This is a genomic window from Paraniabella aurantiaca (genome assembly GCF_050309965.1).
Taxonomy (GTDB): Bacteria; Bacteroidota; Bacteroidia; order Chitinophagales; family Chitinophagaceae; genus Niabella.
This window is the reverse complement of sequence record NZ_JBLOSY010000001.1, coordinates 480,599-502,548: the sequence shown is the minus strand read 5'-3', so window position 1 is coordinate 502,548 and position 21,950 is coordinate 480,599. Positions and strand designations below refer to the sequence as shown.

Genomic DNA, 21,950 nt, shown 5'->3' with positions numbered 1-21,950 from the left:
TCGCTCACTGCAATCTCCAAAGGGCGGTAATAAATACACTACTACAACGCTGCCAATCTTAATCAGAAGGAAGCTATCGTTGGAATCCGATAGCCAAGAATAATTGGCAAACCTGGTTATATCCGTTTTAGAAAGATATAGGCATCTTTCTTACCGCAAGAGCTTTTTTCACAAGCCTAATATCTGCGTATTATACAGAACTAGGGACAAAAATGGGTAGAACTAAAATCAGCCAGCTCTTTTCATTTCATTGATATCTTTTGTACGGTCTTTGAACGAGTCAGCCAACTTTTTGGGCTCTATAACTTTACCTTTTATGTAAGCAACTAACGCATTTAATATACTTTTGGAGCTGTTAAATGAGTCTTGCTGCTCCAACAGTTCTATGCATTCATGTAAAACCGAATCTGGTAGTTTTAGCTTCCTAATTGCTATCGCGTAAAAAAATTCGTTGATCGCTTCCGAGTGCTCATCTTCTAAGTGAAGAATCATATCACCCAAAATAGATTTCATCTGAAGCGCCATTTCTTCAGAAAGGATAAACTTCAGTTCTTCGTTAGTGGCCGCTCTTAAAATGCACGCCTGTATTACTCCATCATTGAACCTAACAAAATTACCAGGTTCAATGACATGACGGACGTATTCGCTCTGCTCAAACTTACCCTTACTCCGCATTTCATTTAAAATAGCCGATACAATAAAGTAAACTTCAGATTGTGTAGCCAAATCAAACGGCCTATCGGCCGGAGCAAATGCAAACCCATTGTTTAGCTTGAGCGGTCTCCCCGCAAACGACCTAAAAAATAGATTATTTTCAAGTCCTTTAGACGATGCGCTATTATTTAACTCCTCTTCTCTCAACTGACAATATTCAATTGCCGGCGCAAATTGTCCCCCAAAATTCTCACAATATTCTTGAAGTTCCTTTACAAAATCGAGCTCCTTATGCCAAGGTGTCGTATTTGCGTCGTTAACGCAGGTAATGCTCTCAACGTTAATTGATCGATGAGTGCTCTTGCCAAACTCTCCGTATCCCAGATTGTTCTCCAAAAATTCTTGTCGCTCTTTATCTTTCGTTCGTGCCAAAAATGTAAAGTACATTCGACGATAAGTCAACTCAAAGCTTCTCAAAGCCCTACTAAGAAACAGAAGATTATCCCCGGTGACAATTGAAGAACTTACAACTACAATAACACCATATTCTTTTGGATTTATAGTCCCAATTTCTGAAAGGGCTATTACATTTTTCTTTTCGAAATTGATTCCTGAGTTTGCTAGAACTTGAATAATTAAATCAGCCAACAATGATGAAGCATTATCCGGTAATACAATCATGTATCGTAAAGATGCTGGTATATTCTGTTGTATAAATTTCTCTAGTCGTTCAAAAATCTTTTTGGAATATTCCGAAGTGTATGTTTTCGTTAGCCATTCTGAAAATAGCTGCTCGACGTTCACGTACACCTCGTATTTTTTGTTTCCGGTCCCTTTTCCATCCTTATAAAAGGCTCGAATTATACTCGGGTCATCTTTTTTTGATTTATAATAGTCGCCAAAATTTTTAAGAAAACTAGGCTTGTCATTTACTGTGATCTTAACACCTTTGACACTCGGCTTCTCTAGCAAGAACACATCACCCTCGACCTTCAATGGAGTAGAGCCATTGTCACAAAGCTTGCACTGCAATCCCTTTTTAACATTATAGCTCACAAACTGATCCAGTCCTTTAGGATTGCTGTCCTTATCATGGTCAAGCTTGCAAACAACCTGCTTTTGATATCTGCGTTCTACTGAAAGACCGTATATCACTGCTATATTTTCCAAATCAATATTTCTGTTTCTATTTTCCTCAGTCATACGCGTAATGATACTACCAGAGGTTGAGGACGATATTAGAAATAGGCTGTCTCTACTTGCTTTAAATTTCGCTTTTTCAAAAAGCTCGTATGACCCAAAGCTTTCCACATGGACAACGTCCATCCCCAGTCCTAATTCTTTCAAAATCGCAATGAGAGCATAGGCCAATGAGTTGATAGATGATGTATCACAATAAATGGTCGAAAACTTTCTGCATTTAAAGTGTCGAGCTATTGCCGAGGCTATGAACATTATCTCGGCACCATTCACAAGCACATTGCCCGTTCTAAGGAAGCGGTCGCAATGCTTGCCGGAAGGAAACACAAAATGATGAGCTGCCTGAGAAATTATTAATCCTCCATGCTCACTGAAAATTTTCGACATTCCTCTTCGGTAAACTTCGTTGAGAAAGTCAACCGACATTGTTTTACCAACTACCTTATTAAGGTTTCCAGTTCCTTGCAGTACATATATTGACAGGTTCTGGTCTTGGTCGTCTATTTGAAACTTAGGGATATAATTGTAGACAGATGAGCCAGACTTAAACATATCCTTAATTTCAGTTTTATTGTAATCGAATCCAAGGATCAACAGGTGATCTGGTAATGAACAATTAAAAAAGTAATCTCGTAGTTGTATTTGGAAATTGTCTATATCGACGCCTACTCCTTTGTAAGGAAAAAATAGCACCAAAAAGTTGGTAGGCTTACTGCAGTCCCCCTTTTGCACATTCTTAATAAAGTTGAAAATATATGAGGTTCTCATGGTTTATTAGTATTTGGTAGTGGAAATGCGAGGGTAATCAAGGCACCTTCCGACTCATTTGCAGTGGTAAATGCATGATTACTGTGGGATATCCAATCTAGCAATTCAATATCAGGATCACCATTGGTTGGAGAAACAGGATGCTTGGCTAAGTCTCGATAGAGGGAGCATCTATTTGTCCTTATTTTTATAAAGCCGCGCAGCTTGCTCAACACAACGAGCACTTCATTTAAACCAAAACCCTTTTGTTCTCCCTTCCAGTCGTCTACGGAGGTTGACCCTTTTCGTAGGCATTCTTTTACAGTAAGGACTTCATCCTGAATTTTAACATCAGAGTTCCAATTGCTACCCATAAAACGTTTTACCAGTCCTGGCCCGCTGTCGAAAACGGAAATTTCCAAGAAGAAAGCTTGTTGCTCTGCAACACTTCCATAGTACTTTGACAAACCCAAATGTCCATCAGCCTTTTTTTCTAAGCTTTCCTTAGTATCTCTAAGCAATTTAATACATACTCCACGGGTATTGGGTGAAAGAATAGTTGAGTTAATAGCATCTGACGTTGCATGTTCATCCGTATTCTTAAACAACTCCCATATTATCTGGTCTATTTCATCACCAATCGAGCTAACAACAGTGTTGAACCGTGTCTTATAAATCTTGCCAACACTGAGAAGGGCACGGTAAATAGTATTTTCGAGTGCAGATGGTGTCTGAACGAAATGTTCGTGTGTAGGATAAAACCAGTGAATTAAGCCTTTTTGTTTTGAATAATGATCAAAACAAGTCAGGTAGACTTGGTCATTAGGCAACCCTTGTAGAAATTCAATTTTCTTGTTCATCCTCTCTGTGTGAGGTTTTAGAACTGCCTTTAGATTTACGCCATCCAGGTCAACAATTTCAACTTTTTTCCAAATTGTAGAAAGTAGAACATACGCAAAAAAAGATTCAGCAAAAGTGTCGATTGCCTTTGAATTATTCTTAGTCGTCTTTAGAATGAGTTTCCCAGGATTTCCTCTCATCCATTTGAAAAATACCTGTAAAACTGATACCTCTATACCAAAACCTTCGAAAGTAAGTTTTGGCGGAAGTTCAATATCTTTTGCAACGCCAACATCGATACTGTTTACAGCGTTTAAAAGCACCTCAACCGCATTGAAATTTAGCTTTGAGGGTATAGGTATACTACTCATTAAGTTGTATGTTTTAACGTTTTGGAAAATGCGTATAGGAATCGCCAAAAGTAGTTGGTCGTTTTCTACAATAGGACGGCATTTCTTTCCAGATAGAGAGTCCTTTCAGAAATATTCGCACATCCTTTCGTGGGCATCTAATTTTATTGATTCGAGCAGTAAAACAGACCATTACTCACGCAATTCACTAATTAGCCATTCTGTTCGTTGTCTTGCGACACTAATAATATCAAGATATGTTCTGTACTTAACGTCATCGCGTTCATTGTGCGAACTCATATTTTGTATAACACGTCCTCCTAACAAAACAATTTCGATTTTTTGGTTATGAAAATAAGAATTTAATTCATCTCGATATTTTATTGCTTGGTTTTCAGTATCTCGATTCAGTGTAAAACTTGGTCGTTTAAATTCGATCAAACACAACTGCCTGCTTAACGTCCTTCCGAACATCAGGTCCGGTCGATCGTCAGGGATCTCTCCGCTATATATCTTACCAAGAACATCATTTATCGCTTTCTTCATCCCAATGTCAGAAAACATAACTGAATAGTCATCACCAAGAAGCCAAGTGTTGTTTTCGAAAGCTCTATGTATTGTCTTCTCAAGCGTTTTCGGATTGTCAATTAATAAATTTAATTCGTCTAAAAAACGGAGTCTATTTATAGCTTGACTTGCAACAATGCTCATTTCTAATAAGCCAAACTCTGACAATGCATCTGCAAACCTTTCTACATCTTCGTTTCGAGTATCTTGAATATTCTGAATAATATCCCAGTAATGATCTTTTTCCATTGCTGCAACCGCCACGGAAATTACAGTACTGATTCGATCATCTGTTTCTCCGTAAAACTTTTCCAGAATTTTATAGAGTGCCTTTTCAGCAAACGGCTTTTTATACTCCGGCAGCTTCTCGAGCTCAAGGTTGATTTTTCTCTGATACCTAGCTCTGGCCATCCTCATATCTGTCGAGAAGACTTCATCAACAGAGCCCTTAAGATTTTCTTTTGTAGCTTCCGATATACTTTCAAACAGTTTGCTATTGTCTATAACAGCTCCAAAGTCCGCTGTAATATCATCCTCTAAAGCATCACAAATTATTTCGCCATATACGCGGCTCTGCAGTTTTTTCGGAATAATTTCATCATCAGATAAAAAGTTTTGTGGACGTCCAATAATCTTATTATTTACCCGAACAGCAATTCCCGACTGTTTAAGCGGCTTTTCTGTTATTGTGTAATTCAGCATTGCATTTTTTCCGTCCGGCAACTTGATTACTGTCGAATACGCCTTCCCTTGTAAATCTAAGACGCCAATACTCTCTCCATTAATAAATATGGAAAAGTCTGCCTCTCTTCCATAATCCCTAATCAATATTTCCTTCAGTCGTTCCGGATTGGGATAAAACATGTTTTGATTTAACCCTTCAAGGGTAATTGACGTACCATGCTTCGTGGGTTCACAATCATTTACTTCAATTGGAATAGGAAACTTTTCAAGATCATAGCCAGCTTTTGCCAAATCTGACTTATTTATCACTAACGTAGTTCGTTTCCCAGCGGAAAACGTTTCTAGAGTCATCTGATCTGCAACCATAAGGCCCGCGAACTTCCCTATTCCTTTACGCCCTTTTACTTTTCTTTTTTTTGAAATGGACAGTCCACCTTTTCTGGAGGTTCTGCTATTGGCAATATTTAGGTATTCATTTCTTACTTCTTTTTCCTTCATTCCCGCGCCATCATCGGTAATAATTACTTTTGGGTGCTCTGCTAATTCTGATGGCAGGTGTATGTAAACCGATTCAGCGTCGGCATCATAAGAATTATCAATTAGCTCTTTAGTTGCTTCTTCGATTGATCGGTAGGTTTCACCCAGAAGTTCCGCAAGCTTTGGATGTACCGTAAAATGAGCGGCTCTCGTCATTGGTGTCAATTTTTGAAATGGGTTTGATTCGCCACGAACATCAAATATCTAAAATTTTTCTTATTTTTTACACTTGCCGGATGTTCAAGGATCATTAAAGTCTCATCCTCAATGTAAATCGTCAGAAAGGTTGATCTTCAGTTGGCTCAAACTCTTGAGTTTCATCTTCATCTTGATCTTCATCAGTATCCTCATCTTCGGCTTCCACTTCTCTTGACAGTGACGTGCCCTGTCCGTCAATACCGTCACTATCGTCATCTTCTTCGTTGGGCTTAAAAAAAGTCACGTCATTCAATAATAGCTGTTCGAAAAATTTATCATTTTGAACTGAAGTCTGAGATCTTCGCAACCAGGTGCCCGCAACACCTTCGTATGCAATGAGCCAATGTTCAGAATAAAGATTAGCACTTGTAACAAGAGAACGCCACCTAGCTTTATCGAAACTCAACTCGGTCAAACCTTCACGCTCTAATGCCAATAGAATGAGAATTACGAAATCATTTTCGCAAGAGTTTAGTTGCCGAACCAATGTTTCCGATAATTCATATTTAACTTGATAATAGAACCATAATGCCCATACCACTTCAAAGTGGTTATCGTGTGTAGCATGATAAGAGATGAAAGAGTCAAAGGCCTCTTTAATGATTGCCTTTTGAATTCTCCTCGGTGCGGACGAGTTCGTTTTTAAAAGTAGGTTCACTACCTGAACTACTACTTTAGGCTCTAAGACAATTGAATTAAGCAGAAACGCTTGAAATATTTGCCAATTCGATCGGGCAACTCTTAATGATCTTAGCTTCGCTACGGCATAAGGCAAAACCATGTCAGCGGGGCATGACCTTGCGAAACTGAAGACCATATCAAAGAAAGCAATAAGATCAAAACGTTGTTGACCATCATCTCTTCGAAACTTGAATGACCGTATTCTAGCCTTCCATTCGCTTTCCAAGATGTCCGGAAGCTCCAAAATCCGTTCTTTTGCCTCGTTGAGTTCAAGTTCATAAGCTCTTAGCAAACGCTGTAATACGGATCTTCCTTTCTCAGCGTCGCCATGACTTTTAAAAAACAGAAAATAATCATCAACATTCCGTATTCCTTTAAAATCCGATATTTCGTTCTGTAGTTCCTCATCAACTTTAGCAAGAATTAGCTCAGAAATAATCCTACTACTATCGGGTCCAATAGGTAGGCCTAATGTCTGTTTGTCTTGACAATTTCGAACCAACATGTCTATGAAATTTCCATAAAGACTGTTTCGATTATTTGCTTTCGCAATGGTTTTGCCATGAATCGCCCACGGGATACTATGAGTGTAAATGGATGCATAAAATCGAGTGACATCTACGTTCAGCAGGTATCTATAACCCGAAGACCTGAGAATTCTCTCGTCGATAAACTTTTTAAAATCCGGTTTGGCGATGTACCGATGATTATCATCATTATAGTCCTCGTAAATAGATAATTCAGATAACTTGTGAATCTCCTCAAGCTCCGATCGGTGTTGGACTAAAGCTTGAGTTAGTTGTAGGTAGTGAAAAGGTCCAGGTACAGTTAAATTCCTGCGATATCCTTTCGTATGCGGAATCGAAAAGGGTAATAGTTTTGAGGAAGAGGGAACGCGGTCATCTCCTTGTAAAAAGCTAGATAGATTGAAATTGCCTCTGCGCACAATATACTCAAGGTCGACGCTAGAAAAGCACGCAGGCAACTCTTCAGGAAAGTACCCAGAGCTAACAAACTTCCCCCATAGCCGTCTTGATAATACGTCCATATTAAAAATATTGGATCATCAAATTACATAAAATTAATTTATCACAAAACTTCCGACATAGACAAATTGCTAAAAGACTTTCCTACGGATAAGGTCTCATTAACTCATTATGTCCATGCCTACGTGCCCTGCCTAAGTTGGCCATTGTGAAACAACAGTGCCTCAACCTTGTCCATATTTTTACTTATCTTCCTCTTTGTAACCTTTGCATACCGCTCTGTTGTTCGGATTGATTTGTGACCTAGCATTTTACTCACAGTTGATAATGGAACATCATTCTCTAGCGTGATAGTGGTGGCAAACGTGTGTCGAGCATCATGGGTAGTAAGATCTAATGATATGCCACACGTCCTTGCAATTAGTTTCAAATCGCTGTTATAAGCCTGATTGGATGCGATCGGCAGTAGCTTATTGGAAACAAGTCGGCAAGGATGACTATTGTACCGTTCAATAATATCAACCGCGATAGGAAGTAAAGGAACGCGTTCGGTAAAGCCTCCGGTATTTACGGTCTTAGTCCTGACAATCTTTAACCATTTCTTTCCATCCAGGCCAGTATATATATCATCATATGTAAACCTTCGCACCTCTTCATATGCGTAACCGGTGAAGCAACTAAAAATAAAAGCATCCCGCTTCTCGTTTAGCGCTTCTCCAAAATCTGTATTGATCAGTTTATGGATATCTACCATTTCCAAAGCTGCTGGCTCTGGCTCAATGTATGTACACTTGAATTTATGAAGAGGGTTGATTAGTTGGTACCCATTTTCAACGGCGCGATCATACACCTGTTTGATCAACTTAATATGCTTCATGGCGGCGTTGTTATCGCAGACATCAACTATAGTTAAGTACTCATAGATTTCTTTGGCATATTTGATCTTGATGCTACTTGCAGGTAAATCGGCGTCTTTAAAACGATACCAGTTAAACGCCTGGATTTTTTCATGAGTAGCACAATGACGTCTAAAAGTTGAAAAGGCGCAAGTACCAGCAACTGCTCTTCTCAAATAATAAAGCAGAATTTCAAAAGAGAGGTCAAGTAATGCCACTTTCGGTATGTCGATACTTTCAAAATGTACAGCTGCTTTTAAGGTAGCTCTTTCAATATCCGTCTTAAGCTGATCATAATTTTTTTCATACTGCGCAACATGATGGGCTTTGACCAACTCATGCTTGAATTTACCCAACTTTCGTTTCTCCAAGTCTAATTCCTTCGCGCGTTCAGATAGTGCTAATACGGTTTTGCGGATATCAAAATCGTTAACCGGTTTTGCTGTTAACTGACCTCCCTTACTACCAATGATAGAAGCGGCTACCTGATCGGAACCGCGAACAGGTATAACAGACTTTGGCTTTTTATCACTAATCCCTTTACGCTTCTTGTATTCATCTCGTAGCATGTCAGAGGATACTGTTTTACCTTGCAATTCCAGCACATCATAAAGCTTCAATAAGGAAGCCTTGATTTCGGTAAGTTCATTATTTACAGCTCTTGCTTGATGAGTTTTTGACGTAATAATTTTTCTTTTATTACACCAGTCTGTAACAAGACATTGTTGACCGGAGGAAAACTCTTTGCGGTCTTCATTAATGGTGATCCGGATGTAAATCGGAGCCAGGCGGGTGGTAGGATTTTCCCGCTTACGGCTGAGGAAAAAAAGAATCGAAAGTTTCTCGTTGACTTTCATAAATGAGAATTTTTAAAATTAAAAATTGCTCACCTTATCCAATCCTGGCGGCCAAAAAGGGGACCTAAATTTAGCTTATAAAAGAAGTCCCCTTTTAGGTCCCCTTTTTTTTCAGTTAGTTTAATATCGGTTCGATATGAGTTTTTTTACAGACGGCTCCGTATCATTAGTTTAAACAAAAACAGCACTCAATAATGAGTGCTGTCTGTGATTCCGCTGGGGCTCGAACCCAGGGCCCCAACATTAAAAGTGTTGTGCTCTACCAACTGAGCTACGAAATCAACCTGTTTTTTCCCGTTTGGGAGTGCAAATATAGAAACCCTGAGCCATTGCACCAAACTTTTTTTAAATAAAATAAAACTTTTTTTTCACCCCGGTAATTTCTCTATAGCATACCCTAACTCCTTCAGCCTGTTAATCAACTTACTTAAGTGATCGTACAGTTTATCTCTCCGGCGTGGATCGGTACCTAAATGTATCAAAACAAAATGACCGTTCAAGCCCTGTTCCCGCTCGCGTTCAAATAGCTTTTCTTGCAAACTCTCACTACTGCGATAGTTAAACAATTCAGGCCAGGTATAATCTGCATTGGTACCCGTACCAGGTGTAAAGTTAATAACCTGAAGTCCCCTCTCATTACACCAGCGCACCGTTTCTTTATTGTACCATTCATATGGAGGGAGATACCATCCTCCACTTTGTGCACCTGCTTCTTTTAATGCCAACAAAGACCGGTCCAAATCACGCTGAAATGAATCCTTTGTTACCAGTAAAGAATCCCTTTTGCTCCAGTCAGCATACAGCAGGTGACGATCCGAATGAGAACCCAGGTAATGCCCCTCGCGAACCATCCGTTGAACGATATTTTTAAACGCCTTGTTACGTATAAAATCACCCGTAAGAAAAAAGCTTCCCTTCACCTTGTGTGCTTTCAGTGCATCTAATATTTTAATGCCCCCTTCGCCGAATTCATGTGCAGAAAAAAGGAGATAAATTTTCTTCTCCCCCGGATTGAGCTTGATAACAGCACCTTCGGCATCATATATTTTATTTTGAATATTATTATCCTGAAGCGAAGACAAATAATAACTCAGGCTGGCTGTCCCATCCATGGTTGGCTCATTGGTAGAATAATCGCCAAAATCATCATGATACACTACGAGGCTGGATTGAAAATCTTTAAACTCGTCTTCGGTATATAGCTTTATACCGATCAGTTTATTCCAGATACTGCCATATACAGGCCCGTCTACCAGCCCCCCGGATATTTTGTACTTATACAGGTAAGTAAACGCCGAATGTGGATCCTTAGGAGCTACTCCTTTTTCCGGCAAATCGCAGATCATACTGGTGCCCCAGGGATTACAACCCAATAACCAATCTCTCATAGCGGCTTCCGCTTCATTATACCGTTGGTCACCAGTTAGTTTTTTATATAAGCTTATTTGAGTCAGCATGCCCACCACCAGGTTGTTGGAGCACCAGATAAATGGCACCCCGTTTAAGAAAGGAGTTCCTTTACCGCGCTCCACAACTTTATCGATACCCTGCTTCATAAAAGAGAGATACTCATTCCTGTTATCCGGATCCAGCTGCGCACCCCAGTAATGGCCCAGGTTTACAAAAGGATACCATTGGTAATGATTGGCAGTATCAGCCCCCATCCATGGAGTAACCGGCTCCATCCTTGCATATTGAATAGCTTCACCCAGGTACTTCTTTTGCTTCGTTAACTGGTATAAGGAAAGCGCCGCCAGCTCCATATCATCGGCATCATTATCTTCTGCGTATATGTAAGGGGCTTTAACGGATAATGTTTGTGTATTGCCCGGGTACTGCCTGCCAAATGCATAAGCATCTTTAGCTTTCACAACGAGTGTTTGAGCAAATGAAGGATAAAACCTTTTCATTACAATAGCACCCAAAGCAAAAGCCGAAGCAAATTTGCCTGCAGAAGAAGCTACACCTCTTGTTTTATTTTTATACTTCTCACCCTGTGGTTGCCCCGTTATAAAATATACCGGCCTGGCAAAGCCCTTGCCAGGTCCATATTTCACACTATCTTTCGTTGGAAGCCGTAAACCCGCATGATCCCGGTCATCGGCTAACTGGTTATAATATTCTTCTCTACCCGGATTCATTTTTACCAGCCAGTCCAAACCCCACTTAGCCTCATCAATAATATCAGGGATCTGATTAGCGCCTTCATTACCCCAGGCATCATAATGATCAGAAAAACTCTGCGGGTTTTGTGTATAGGCAAAAAGCATCTGGTAAGTAGCATTGGCTGATGTGGGAAGGTACTGTAAATAATCAGACGCATCGTGCCAGCCTCCTGATACATCTATATAGGTGGAGTCTTTGGAACCGTCCTTATGGTACATAATAAAACCATCCTGCCGATGACAACTATCTTTTAGAAAAGGGTTATAACCGCTTCGTTGCTGCCGCATATACTTTAAAATAAAATCGGCCGCTCCGTTATAAACCTTATTTTGAATACGAAACCCGGGAGACTTCACCCCTCCGGCTTCCAGGTAATAAATCCCTTCTTTATGGAATGAGGAAAAATCAAGTCGCCAGCTTTGCTGAAAAGCTGCATAAGCTCCGGCTGCCAATGTGGGTCCGGTCCAAACAGCTTCTCCTGTACCGGCATCTATGAGGTTAAACCGGGCAAAGGTGCGATCATCTTTAGCGACCAGCACGGCTACTTTAACGCTGCTATTTGCATATCCCAATTGATTAATTCGTATCCACGCCCGTTGGGCTGTTGTATGTATAGACATCAGGCTGATCAAGAGTATATAGACGGATCTAATCATGATTTGATATTTGAAACTTACCGAGATGTAATTTACTTTCTCAAATTACACAAAGGAGAAGGAAAAATTACACCAAAGATTACTCTTGGCCAAAGACCCCTCCGAACTGGTGTCGTCCGTGCGGGCAATAAAAATATACAAGAGAATTTACAAAAAATCAAAAGGGCCGCCTATATTGGTTTTTGCCGTTTTATAAGTAGGTTTGCCAAAATCATCTTATCCTGTTTTAATGAATGTCCATTTCAAAGACAAAGTAGCGGTTATAACCGGCGGTACCGATGGCATTGGCAGAGCTCTTGTAGAGACTTTACTCAGCTATGGCGCCAAAGTGGCTACCTGTGGGCGCAGTCACGACAAGCTTTATGAATTACAGGCGCAGCACCCTTCACTGCCTTTACATACACTGGTGGCAGATGTGAGCCAGGAAGCCGACTGTAAAAAGTTTATCGACTCTACCTTAAAGGTCTTTGGCCGGATTGATTTACTGGTAAACAATGCCGGCATCAGTATGCGGGGCTTGTTTAAAGAGCTCGAATTGGAGGTGATTAAAAAAGTAATGGATGTTAACTTTTTTGGCGCTATTTACTGCACGAAATTTGCACTGCCAGCTTTAATCGAAAGCAAGGGCACTATAGTAGGCATTTCGTCTATAGCGGGCTACAGGGGCCTTCCGGGCAGAACAGGTTATTCGGCCAGCAAATTCGCACTACAGGGCTTCCTTGAATCGTTGAAAACTGAATTGAAAGATGACGGGGTGCATGTAATGTGGGTGAGCCCGGGCTTCACGGCTTCTAAAATAAGGGACCATGCATTGAACGATAAAGGAGAGCAACAGAAGGAGAACCCGATGGATGAAGGCAAAATGATGACCGCAGAAGAATGTGCTGTGCTGTTACTGGATGCTATCAGGAAAAAGAAAAGAACCCTGGTATTGACATTTACCGGTAAAGAAACCGTGTTCCTGAACAAGTTCTTTCCGGGATTAGCTGATAAGCTGGTACATAAGTTCTATTTTAAAAATAAAGAACTTATTAAATAGACCGTTTTATTACAGCTGGCATAAATTAGTATCGTATATAAAAAAATATATAAATTGCATCGCTCCATTAAGAAGCGGACTGGCAGTAACTCCTAAATGAACTTTGTAACACTTACATCAGATATCGGGCATAACGACTACCTTATCGGGGCCATAAAAGCTCAACTGCTGCAAGCAAGCAACGATCTGCAACTTATAGATATTTCTCACAACATAGCTCCCTTCAACTTTCCGCAGGCTTCTTATGTATGCCGTGGAGCATTTAAGAATTTCCCCGAATTTACTTACCACATCATACTTGTTAACCTGTTTGATAAAAAGCCAAAAAACCTTTTGCTGGCTTTTCATAAAAACCAATATATATTCTGTGCCGACAATGGTTTGTTGAATATGATACTGGAAGAGAAGCCGGATATGGTAATGGGTATTAAACTGGATAAAGCTGCGAACAAGAACACATTATATTGTACCAAGGTCATTGCAGAAACTATCGCCCGTTTAGCCAACGGAGAGTCTATTCAAAAAATTGGCATTCCTGATGTCAGTTTTGTTGAAAAGAATCCGCTGCTTCCACTGGAAAGTGCCAATTTTATTGAAGGGCAGATCATCTTTATCGACAATTTTGAAAATGTTGTAGTGAATATTACCAAAAAACAGTTTGAAGACCAGCGCCAGGGTCGGGGTTTTAAAATTGTGTTCCTGCGGGATGAAATGATCAATAAAATCAGTGAATCTTATGCTGATGTTCCCGAAGGCGAAAAACTGGCGCTTTTCAATAGTGCCGACTATCTTGAAATTGCGATCAACAAAGGCAATGCTGCGGGGCTATTTGGCTTAAAAGGCTACTCAGACAAGGCCAGCCGCTCTTCGGTGATTATGCAAAACCAGCTGTTATACCAGACGGTGAAGGTTTATTTTGAATAAGCAGGTGTCGCTCCGGTATATTTTACGTAATAATTTAGCAGCCATGAAAAAAAACATCTTGCACTTCCTGCTTCTACTCGCTTCATTTGACATATGGGGTCAACACCGTTCAAAAAAAATGATACACAATTAATCGCTATTCTCGATACTATTTATAACGCTGATCAAATCGACAGGGTTAATATGGCTGGAGTTCAAAAGCAATATGGATTGCAGTCCACGCAGGTCGATTCATTATGGAAAAAAATAAACGTTCAGGACTCTATCAATCTCATCAAAGTTAAAAAAATCATCAGCACTCACGGGTGGCCAGGACCTGATAAAGTTGCCGAACAGGGCGCACGAACCATCTTTCTTGTTATCCAACATGCTGATTCCTTAACTCAGGTAACTTATCTCCCTTTACTACGCGAAGCAGTGAAAAAGGGAAAAGCGCGGCCCCAGGATCTTGCTTTACTGGAAGACAGGATATTGACCAAACAAGGTAAAAAGCAGATATATGGTAGCCAACTTACGCAAAGTGGTTCAGAAAGAAAGTCCGTCTTTTTTCCTATAGAAGATGAAGCCAATGTAAATAAAAGAAGAGCCGCTGTGGGACTGGAGCCTATTGAAGACTATGCAAAACGTTTTGGAATTATCTATGTTTCTCCTGCCGCTCCTGCCCAGGAGAAAAAATAATAAATATAATACTTATAACTCCCCGCAATTACGCTGCAGGCACTGTCCAATCCTAACTACCGGTCACTTTGCTCATCCATATTCAAATTGCTATCAAAAGGACTTTTTGTAAAGGGATAAATGCTTTGTTTTACAAATCCCTTAGGATATTCAGCCTCTCTTACACCTGTTCCGGCCGGCCATTCTTTACCAGGTAGATAATACGTACCAAAAATCCAGTCGATAAAGGGGAAGATAGAAGCAAAGTTTTTACCGTAATATTTAGGATCCTCGCAATGATGCCAGTGGTGGTATTGAGGGGTTGTAAAGATATATTTTAAGAAACCGAAATTGATCCGCACATTAGAGTGAATCAACACCGCATGTACTGCAATGAAAATAATATAAGCATTAAACACCGGCTGCGAGAAACCCAGTATATACAAAGGTACAAAAGTCATGGCCCTGGTAAAGAATATATCGATAAAATGGGTACGGCTACCCGCCAGCCAGTCCATATTTTGGGTTGAGTGGTGTACAGAATGGAACCGCCATAAATACACATGGTTATGAAAAATGCGGTGTGCCCAGTACTGAAACAGGTCAGTGGCAAAAAATGCCAGTAATAAGCCTAAAATGAACGGAAGATCAGCCACCCAGGCATGCACTTTATCCAAGCCGATCCAGCCAAAGAACAACATGGCCGGCTTTTGGGTTACCACCCCGAAAAATTGAATAAACAAGTGACTGATAGCAAAATAAACCAGGTCGGTTCTCCACTCTTCATGAAACCTCGATTGTTGATTACGTTTAGGAAAGAATAACTCGAGTGGTACGAAGATGACGGCCATTAACAGCAGATCCAGGAGCAGCCAATCCAGCCCGATATGCCAGGATGTTTTCTCAACACTACGCCCTTCCATGCCGAATGCACCTAATACAACCGCAATGCCCGATAAACCAGCGCCCATTGCAGCCAGTTTGATCTTTTTGCTTAGAATCAAACTGAGCAAAGCAAAAAAGAAAGCTGCAATCACTACTGCCGTGATCAATGTGGCCATGCTTTCACCGGTGTACACTTCCCTGAACTCTGGAGTAGTTAACCGTTCGGGATACCGGAAGCACAGCATACCCCCCAGTGCAAGAATTGAAAGAAAAATGGAACAATAGCCGCTGATATACCCGCGGCCTATTTTTAGTCGTTCATATTTAGCCATAAGTCAATAAATCTCTCTGAACAGTGAAATTACTGATTTGCTTTACAATAATCAGAACAGTAAACAATCTCCGGCCCGATAATAAATGCCGTTAAAAATAAAAACGGATCTGCTAAAAAGCAGCCGGTTTCAATCTTAATCCCAGTGTTTCTTCTAAACCAAACACCAGGTTCATGTTGTGCACGGCCTGCCCGCTGGCACCTTTTAAGAGGTTGTCCAACGCAGAATGCACCACCAGCTTATTACCTGCTTTTTCTAAATGAATAACCGCCTTATTGGTATTTACCACCTGCTTTAAAAATACAGATGTTTTGCTTACCTGTGTAAATGGATGATCTTTATAAAAATCTTCAAACAAAGGATATAATTCTTCTAAAGCCAGATCAGTAGTAACCGTAGAGCTCACAAAAATCCCCCTGGTAAAATCGCCTCGCCAGGGCACAAAACTCAAATCAAAATCAGTATCGTCGCCCTGCAGCTGGTGTAAGGATTCGCCTATTTCTCCCAGGTGCTGGTGTGTTAAAGTTTTATATGCCTGAATATTGTTAGCTCTCCAGCTAAAATGAGAAGTAGCGCTTAATGATTGGCCTGCCCCTGTGCTACCGGTAATGCCTGTTGTATAAATGTCTTTTAATAACCCGGCTTTTGCCAGTGGCAATAAGCCTAGTTGTATTGTGGTAGCAAAGCATCCGGGGTTCGCAATATTTTGGGCACTCTTAATTGCATCTTTATTCAACTCAGGCAAACCATATACAAAAGTGCGGTTAATAGCCGCCTGTACATTATCTTTTCTTAAACGAAAATCGTTAGCCAGGTCAATAATCTTAATGGAATCTTTAACAGGCTCCTCCTGCAGGAATTTAGTAGATTCGCCATGACCGAGGCAAAGGAACAGGCAATCAATATCCTGTAATACTTCGCCACTAAATTTCAGATCTGTATCACCAATCAGGTCTTTGTGTACTTCATAAACATATTTACCGGCATTGCTGCGACTGTGAATATAACCAATATGCACTTCCGGGTGATTGATCAATAACCTGATCAACTCCCCTCCTGTATATCCTGCTCCGCCGATGATTCCTACGTTTATCATAATTATGAAGTTGATAGTTGACAGAAACGTCAGATGATAGTTATGACTTCTTCCGTCAACTGTCATCTATTAACTGCCAGCTCTATTTAGAATTCGCTTGCGTTCTTTTGATTCACGCTTTCTTTTACCAGGTGGTAAATGGCTGTCTGATTGCCAAATATACGCGTAAAGCCTTTTACATCATCGCCGGTAAAACCTGCATTCATTTCACCATAGCTACCAAAAGCACTGTTCATCAGGTCAAACTCACTTTCAATGCCTATTACCTGGTAACGATAAGGATGTAACTGTATAAATACTTTGCCCGTTACATTACGCTGGCTACTTTCGAGATATGCCTCCATATCGCGCATTACCGGATCCAGTATCTGCCCTTCATGTAACCAGGTGCCATAAAACTGCGATATCTGGTCTTTCCACTGTAACTGCCATTTGCTTAACACATGCTTTTCAAGCGCATGGTGGCCTTTTAAGATCAGCATAGGTGCCGCCGCCTCAAAGCCTACACGGCCTTTAATACCAATAATCGTATCACCTACATGAATATCGCGACCGATACCGTAAGGACCGGCAATGGTTTGCAAATACTGGATGGCTTCTGTAGGATGATCAAAAGATTTCTCATTTACTTTCACCAACTCTCCTTTTTCAAATTCCAGGGTTACCTCTTCACTACCTGTTTTAGTAACCTGGGTTGGCCATGCTTCTTCAGGTAATAACCCTTTCGAGTTCAAAGTTTCTTTTCCACCCACACTGGTGCCCCAAAGCCCTTTGTTAATAGAGTAAACGGCTTTTTCGAAATTCATTTCAACACCTTTGCTCTTCAGGTATTCAATTTCCGATTCACGGCTCAGTTTCAGATCGCGGATCGGCGTGATAATCTCTGTGCCTGGCGCAATGATATTTAACACCATATCAAAACGTACCTGGTCGTTACCCGCACCTGTGCTGCCATGGGCCACGGCATCAGCGTTCAGGTGTTTGGCATAGTCAGCAATATGAAGCGCCTGGCTTAACCTTTCGGCGGAAACACTTAAGGGATAGGTATTATTTTTTAAGATATTACCAAATACAAGGTATTTGATAATAGAGTCATAATAGTTTTTAACGGCGTTTACTGTTTTGTGCGATTTCACGCCCAGCTTTTTTGCATGAGCTTCTACCTGCTCTAACTCCTGCTCGCTAAAACCGCCGGTGTTTACGATAATGCTATGCACTTCATAACCTTTTTCTTCGGTTAAATACTTTGCACAAAAAGTAGTATCTAAACCGCCGCTGAAACCTAAAACAACTTTTTTAGCCATCTAATAATTTATTTTAATGAAAAAGTGAATTAAAAAATACTTTTAACGATGAGCCTCCGCCACCATTCTTTTCTTTGCGGCGAAACGGCTTTAAAAACTTCCATTGTTTAAAACGTAACAACCGCTCGAGGCTCGACTGGTTCTCTTCAAAGAAAGCTTTTGTTTCTTCAGGCTCATAATGATCTTTAGGATCATATAACATGGCCGTACACATACAGTTCTTCCTTTCCTTGCTCATCAGGATCTCGTAGTTCACACAACTCTTGCATCCCGCCCAAAATTGCTCATCCTGCGTTAACTCCGAATAAGTAACCGGCTCATATCCCAGTTCGCTATTGATCTTCATTACAGCCAAGCCGGTAGTTAAACCAAATATCTTCGCCTGGGGATAAAGCTTCCTGCTTAAATTAAAAATGGTTTGTTTGATCTTTTTGGCAACGCCACTTTTACGGTAATTGGGCGATACGATCAAACCTGAATTGGCAACATATTCGCCGTGGCTCCAGGTTTCGATATAACAAAATCCGACCCAGTCGCCCCCTTTGGTAAGAGCTATAACTGCCTTTCCCTCATCAATCTTCATCTCAATATATTCGGGACTTCTTTTGGCGATGCCTGTGCCTCTTGCTTTGGCCGACGACTCCATTTCATCGGTAATGATGGTAGAGAATTTCTTATCTTCAGAGTTTGCAACTCTTACTATAATTTCCTGATTGTCCACTATTTGTATTTCTAAATTGTGTTGGGTGCCTGCCCGAAAGTTTGTTAGGTTCCGAATTTTTCCACTGACAGGCGCCTCTGGCGATAGGTATGTCCTGTCAGCATATAGGACAACAGCGTTGCGGACGTGGCGAAAATATAAACACATCAAAGCCAACCGCGTACACACCGGTAGTGATATCCGGGTGAAACATAAAATGTTTGGTATGACTTAAAAGATTGTTCATATAAAAACAAATAGTACTTTAGAGCCGCAAATTTAGTGCAATAAATTAATATTGTATTATTAAAATTTAATTAAGTAAAACCTTTTTATGCCTATAGAACCCATTCCGGCATCAACTGTGCCCCCGAAGAAACGCCGTGGCTGTGCCAGGTACTTTTTCATGGCTGTTTTGGTCATTTTATTGCTGGGATCAGGCTATATCTATTGGAAATTCTATTATCCTTACACCTCAGACGGCGTCAAGTCGGGCTATTTAAATTTTGCAGTGGAAAAAGGCCAGCTATTTAAAACCTTTGAAGGAAAGCTGATACAGGAAGGGATAAGAGGTTCCGCAACCGGCGGTGTACAGTCTAATGAGTTCGAGTTTTCTATAAAGGATAAAAAAGTATTTGATATCCTGAAAATGAACTCGGGCAAGCGATTCGACCTTCATTATAAAGAATACAATGGCGCCCTGCCCTGGCGTGGAAATACCCGTTACATTGTTGACAGCATTATCTCTATGAAAGAGGCCACGCCGGCATCAGGCTTTTAACAGGAAAATTGCAGGCTTTTTATGCAAATCGATGGTTTGCTGCTGCCATTGCTGCACCGTTAGTGTTTTAATTACTTCGTCGGGCCCGGTAATATTAACAGCTACGCATATTCGGGTGGCGGGCTGGCAGGTTTTTAACAGGGTTTCCAGCATCTGATTATTGCGATAAGGCGTTTCAATGAAGATCTGCGTACTGTTTTTCTTATTCGACTCCAGCTCCAGCTCTTTTACCGCTTTTATTCTTTGCTGGTTATCTATCGGAAGATAGCCTGTAAAAGCAAATTGCTGCCCGTTCATACCACTGGCCATTAACGCCAGTAAAATAGAGCTGGGACCAACCAGAGGTGTAACTACCGCTCCCATTTCCTGGGCGACCCCTACCAGTATCTGTCCAGGATCGGCCACGCCAGGACACCCGGCTTCGCTGATAATACCAATGGTTTTACGCTCCTTTAAACAGGCCCGAAAAGCCTGGACCACCCCCTGCTCCGCCTTTCCTATCGTGAACCATTCGTAGTCATCAATAACAATTTCTCTTTTTAGTTGCTTGATGTATCGCCTGGCCGAGCGTTCATTCTCGACAAATAACACATTACATTTCTCTATTGCTTCCAGCAAATAGGCCGGTAGCACATGTAATGCATCTTCATACAAAAAAGTGGGAATAAGATAAACCTGTACAGACATAGCGATTATTTGCACAATGATACTACAATTAGGCGTTTTACGCTTGTTGAACTCTTCGCCTATCTGCCTTACACCACACCTTGCGACAACATGGCTTCCGCAACTTTTACAAATCCTCCTATATTAGCTCCTTTTTCGTAATTGATATGCCCGTGCTCGTCTTTGCCGTATTTAACACAGATCTGATGAATATCCATCATGATCGTTTTGAGCTTGTGATCCACTTTCTCCCTGCCCCAGCTGTAGCGTAGTGAGTTCTGCGACATCTCCAGGCCAGAAACCGCTACACCACCGGCATTGGCCGCTTTACCGGGCGCATATAATACTTTTGCATTATTAAAAGCTGCCACAGCCTCAGGCGTACAGGGCATATTAGCCCCTTCTGCAACACAATAACAACCATTGCTGATCAGCATTTCGGCGTCATCCAAAGCCAGCTCGTTTTGTGTCGCATTGGGCAGGGCTATGTCACATTTAATCTTCCAGGGCTTTTCTCCCGCATAATATTCGCAGCCAAAGTGGTCGGCATACACTTTAATACGGCCCCGGCGCTGATTTTTCAGTTCTTTGATAAACTCCAGCTTTTCCTGGTCTATCCCCGACGGATCGTATATAAATCCTTCAGAATCGGACATCGTAAGCACTTTAGCCCCATGGTTGATACATTTTTCTGCAGCAAACTGTGCCACATTTCCCGAACCGGAAATAAGTATCCTTTTACCAACAAGGGTCTCTTCCCTGTCCTTCAACATTTCTTCCACAAAATAAACCAACCCGTATCCCGTTGCTTCAGGCCGTATCAAACTACCACCCCATTCGAAAGCTTTGCCGGTTAACACACCATTAAATGTCCCCGTTATCCGCTTGTATTGTCCAAATAAATAGCCAATTTCTCTTTTACCCACACCTATGTCGCCGGCGGGTATATCTACATCATTTCCTACATGCCTGTACAACTCCGTCATAAAGCTCTGGCAGAATTTCATGATCTCGTTATCAGACTTATCCTTTGGATCAAAGTCTGCCCCACCTTTTCCTCCGCCCATGGGCAAACCCGTGAGGCTGTTTTTGAATACCTGTTCAAAAGCCAGAAATTTTAAGACGCTGAGTGTAACAGTTGGATGAAACCGCAGCCCTCCTTTGTAAGGTCCTATCGAACTGTTCATTTGAACACGAAAGCCCCTGTTGACCTGTACCTCACCGTTATCATCTAACCAGGGAACCCTGAATATCACCACGCGCTCCGGCTCGGCAATACGTTCTAATATTTTACTGTTTTTATACCTGGGCTGCGATTCTATATAAGGAATAAGTGACTCTGCTACTTCAGTAACGGCCTGTAGAAACTCCGGTTCTCCTGCATTTCTTTTACTAACCAGTTCCAGAAACCGGGTGGTAGATTGATTCATATTGCAACAAAAATTTACATTAACCGGAAAAGTACATAAACACTAATTAATGATCACTATTTTTTTTAGATTTTTTTCAATGCAATGCCATTAATTGATAATAAATATTTACCACAG

The 21,950-nt window shown here is 41.0% G+C and carries 16 protein-coding genes and 1 tRNA gene; 4 read left to right on the top strand and 13 right to left on the bottom strand.

Annotated elements, in window-relative coordinates:
- Positions 1-228 precede the first annotated feature (228 nt).
- From ACLOAU_RS02200 to ACLOAU_RS02170, 7 genes are all read right to left on the bottom strand, one after another.
- Positions 229-2,622, bottom strand: a complete 2,394-nt coding sequence (locus ACLOAU_RS02200; protein WP_427860186.1) for a hypothetical protein — start codon at positions 2,620-2,622, stop codon at positions 229-231.
- Positions 2,619-3,812, bottom strand: a complete 1,194-nt coding sequence (locus ACLOAU_RS02195) for a hypothetical protein (RefSeq protein WP_427860185.1) — start codon at positions 3,810-3,812, stop codon at positions 2,619-2,621. Before ACLOAU_RS02195 ends, ACLOAU_RS02200 begins: the two co-directional genes overlap by 4 nt.
- A 171-nt stretch (positions 3,813-3,983) precedes the next feature.
- Positions 3,984-5,735 carry a Shedu anti-phage system protein SduA domain-containing protein gene (locus tag ACLOAU_RS02190; RefSeq protein WP_427860184.1) on the bottom strand — a complete coding sequence of 584 codons (1,752 nt, stop codon included), beginning with the start codon at positions 5,733-5,735 and terminating at the stop codon, positions 3,984-3,986.
- Between the two features lie 121 nt (positions 5,736-5,856).
- Positions 5,857-7,506 (bottom strand): RNA-directed DNA polymerase, encoded by a 1,650-nt coding sequence (locus ACLOAU_RS02185; protein ID WP_427860183.1) that lies wholly within the window; start codon positions 7,504-7,506, stop codon positions 5,857-5,859.
- Between the two features lie 119 nt (positions 7,507-7,625).
- Complete coding sequence (locus ACLOAU_RS02180) at positions 7,626-9,197, bottom strand: site-specific integrase (protein WP_427860182.1); 1,572 nt, start codon at positions 9,195-9,197, stop codon at positions 7,626-7,628.
- 208 nt (positions 9,198-9,405) lie between these two features.
- A tRNA-Lys gene (locus tag ACLOAU_RS02175) sits at positions 9,406-9,478 on the bottom strand.
- An 87-nt stretch (positions 9,479-9,565) separates the two neighbouring features.
- Positions 9,566-12,019 carry a bifunctional glycoside hydrolase family 9 protein/polysaccharide deacetylase gene (locus ACLOAU_RS02170; protein ID WP_427860180.1) on the bottom strand — a complete coding sequence of 818 codons (2,454 nt, stop codon included), beginning with the start codon at positions 12,017-12,019 and terminating at the stop codon, positions 9,566-9,568.
- A 229-nt stretch (positions 12,020-12,248) separates the two neighbouring features.
- On the opposite strand from ACLOAU_RS02170, the gene ACLOAU_RS02165 reads away from it, so the two are divergent.
- From ACLOAU_RS02165 to ACLOAU_RS02155, 3 genes are all read left to right on the top strand, one after another.
- Positions 12,249-13,058 (top strand): SDR family oxidoreductase, encoded by an 810-nt coding sequence (locus tag ACLOAU_RS02165; RefSeq protein ID WP_427860179.1) that lies wholly within the window; start codon positions 12,249-12,251, stop codon positions 13,056-13,058.
- A gap of 96 nt (positions 13,059-13,154) precedes the next feature.
- On the top strand, positions 13,155-13,982 hold the full coding sequence (locus tag ACLOAU_RS02160) for an SAM hydrolase/SAM-dependent halogenase family protein (RefSeq protein WP_427860177.1): 828 nt from the start codon (positions 13,155-13,157) through the stop codon (positions 13,980-13,982).
- 93 nt (positions 13,983-14,075) lie between these two features.
- Complete coding sequence (locus tag ACLOAU_RS02155; RefSeq protein WP_427860176.1) at positions 14,076-14,660, top strand: DUF6624 domain-containing protein; 585 nt, start codon at positions 14,076-14,078, stop codon at positions 14,658-14,660.
- Positions 14,661-14,716: 56 nt separating this feature from the next.
- On the opposite strand, the gene ACLOAU_RS02150 is transcribed toward ACLOAU_RS02155, so the two are convergent.
- From ACLOAU_RS02150 to ACLOAU_RS02135, 4 genes are all read right to left on the bottom strand, one after another.
- Positions 14,717-15,856: a sterol desaturase family protein gene (locus ACLOAU_RS02150; RefSeq protein WP_427860175.1), complete on the bottom strand. Its 1,140-nt coding sequence runs from the start codon at positions 15,854-15,856 to the stop codon at positions 14,717-14,719.
- Positions 15,857-15,968: 112 nt separating this feature from the next.
- Positions 15,969-16,952, bottom strand: a complete 984-nt coding sequence (argC, locus tag ACLOAU_RS02145) for an N-acetyl-gamma-glutamyl-phosphate reductase (RefSeq protein WP_427860174.1) — start codon at positions 16,950-16,952, stop codon at positions 15,969-15,971.
- Positions 16,953-17,038: 86 nt separating this feature from the next.
- A complete protein-coding gene (argG, locus tag ACLOAU_RS02140) occupies positions 17,039-18,256 on the bottom strand; it encodes an argininosuccinate synthase (RefSeq protein ID WP_427860173.1) in 1,218 nt (405 codons plus the stop codon).
- A 13-nt stretch (positions 18,257-18,269) separates the two neighbouring features.
- Positions 18,270-18,977: a GNAT family N-acetyltransferase gene (locus tag ACLOAU_RS02135; RefSeq protein ID WP_427860172.1), complete on the bottom strand. Its 708-nt coding sequence runs from the start codon at positions 18,975-18,977 to the stop codon at positions 18,270-18,272.
- Between the two features lie 313 nt (positions 18,978-19,290).
- Here ACLOAU_RS02135 and ACLOAU_RS02130 point away from each other — a divergent pair, with 313 nt between their 5' ends.
- Positions 19,291-19,737 (top strand): hypothetical protein, encoded by a 447-nt coding sequence (locus tag ACLOAU_RS02130; protein WP_427860171.1) that lies wholly within the window; start codon positions 19,291-19,293, stop codon positions 19,735-19,737.
- Here ACLOAU_RS02130 and ACLOAU_RS02125 read toward each other — a convergent pair.
- Positions 19,726-20,424: an SAM-dependent methyltransferase gene (locus ACLOAU_RS02125; RefSeq protein WP_427860170.1), complete on the bottom strand. Its 699-nt coding sequence runs from the start codon at positions 20,422-20,424 to the stop codon at positions 19,726-19,728. The genes ACLOAU_RS02130 and ACLOAU_RS02125 overlap by 12 nt on opposite strands.
- 68 nt (positions 20,425-20,492) lie before the next feature.
- Positions 20,493-21,833: an NADP-specific glutamate dehydrogenase gene (gene gdhA, locus ACLOAU_RS02120; protein WP_427860169.1), complete on the bottom strand. Its 1,341-nt coding sequence runs from the start codon at positions 21,831-21,833 to the stop codon at positions 20,493-20,495.
- Positions 21,834-21,950 lie beyond the last annotated feature (117 nt).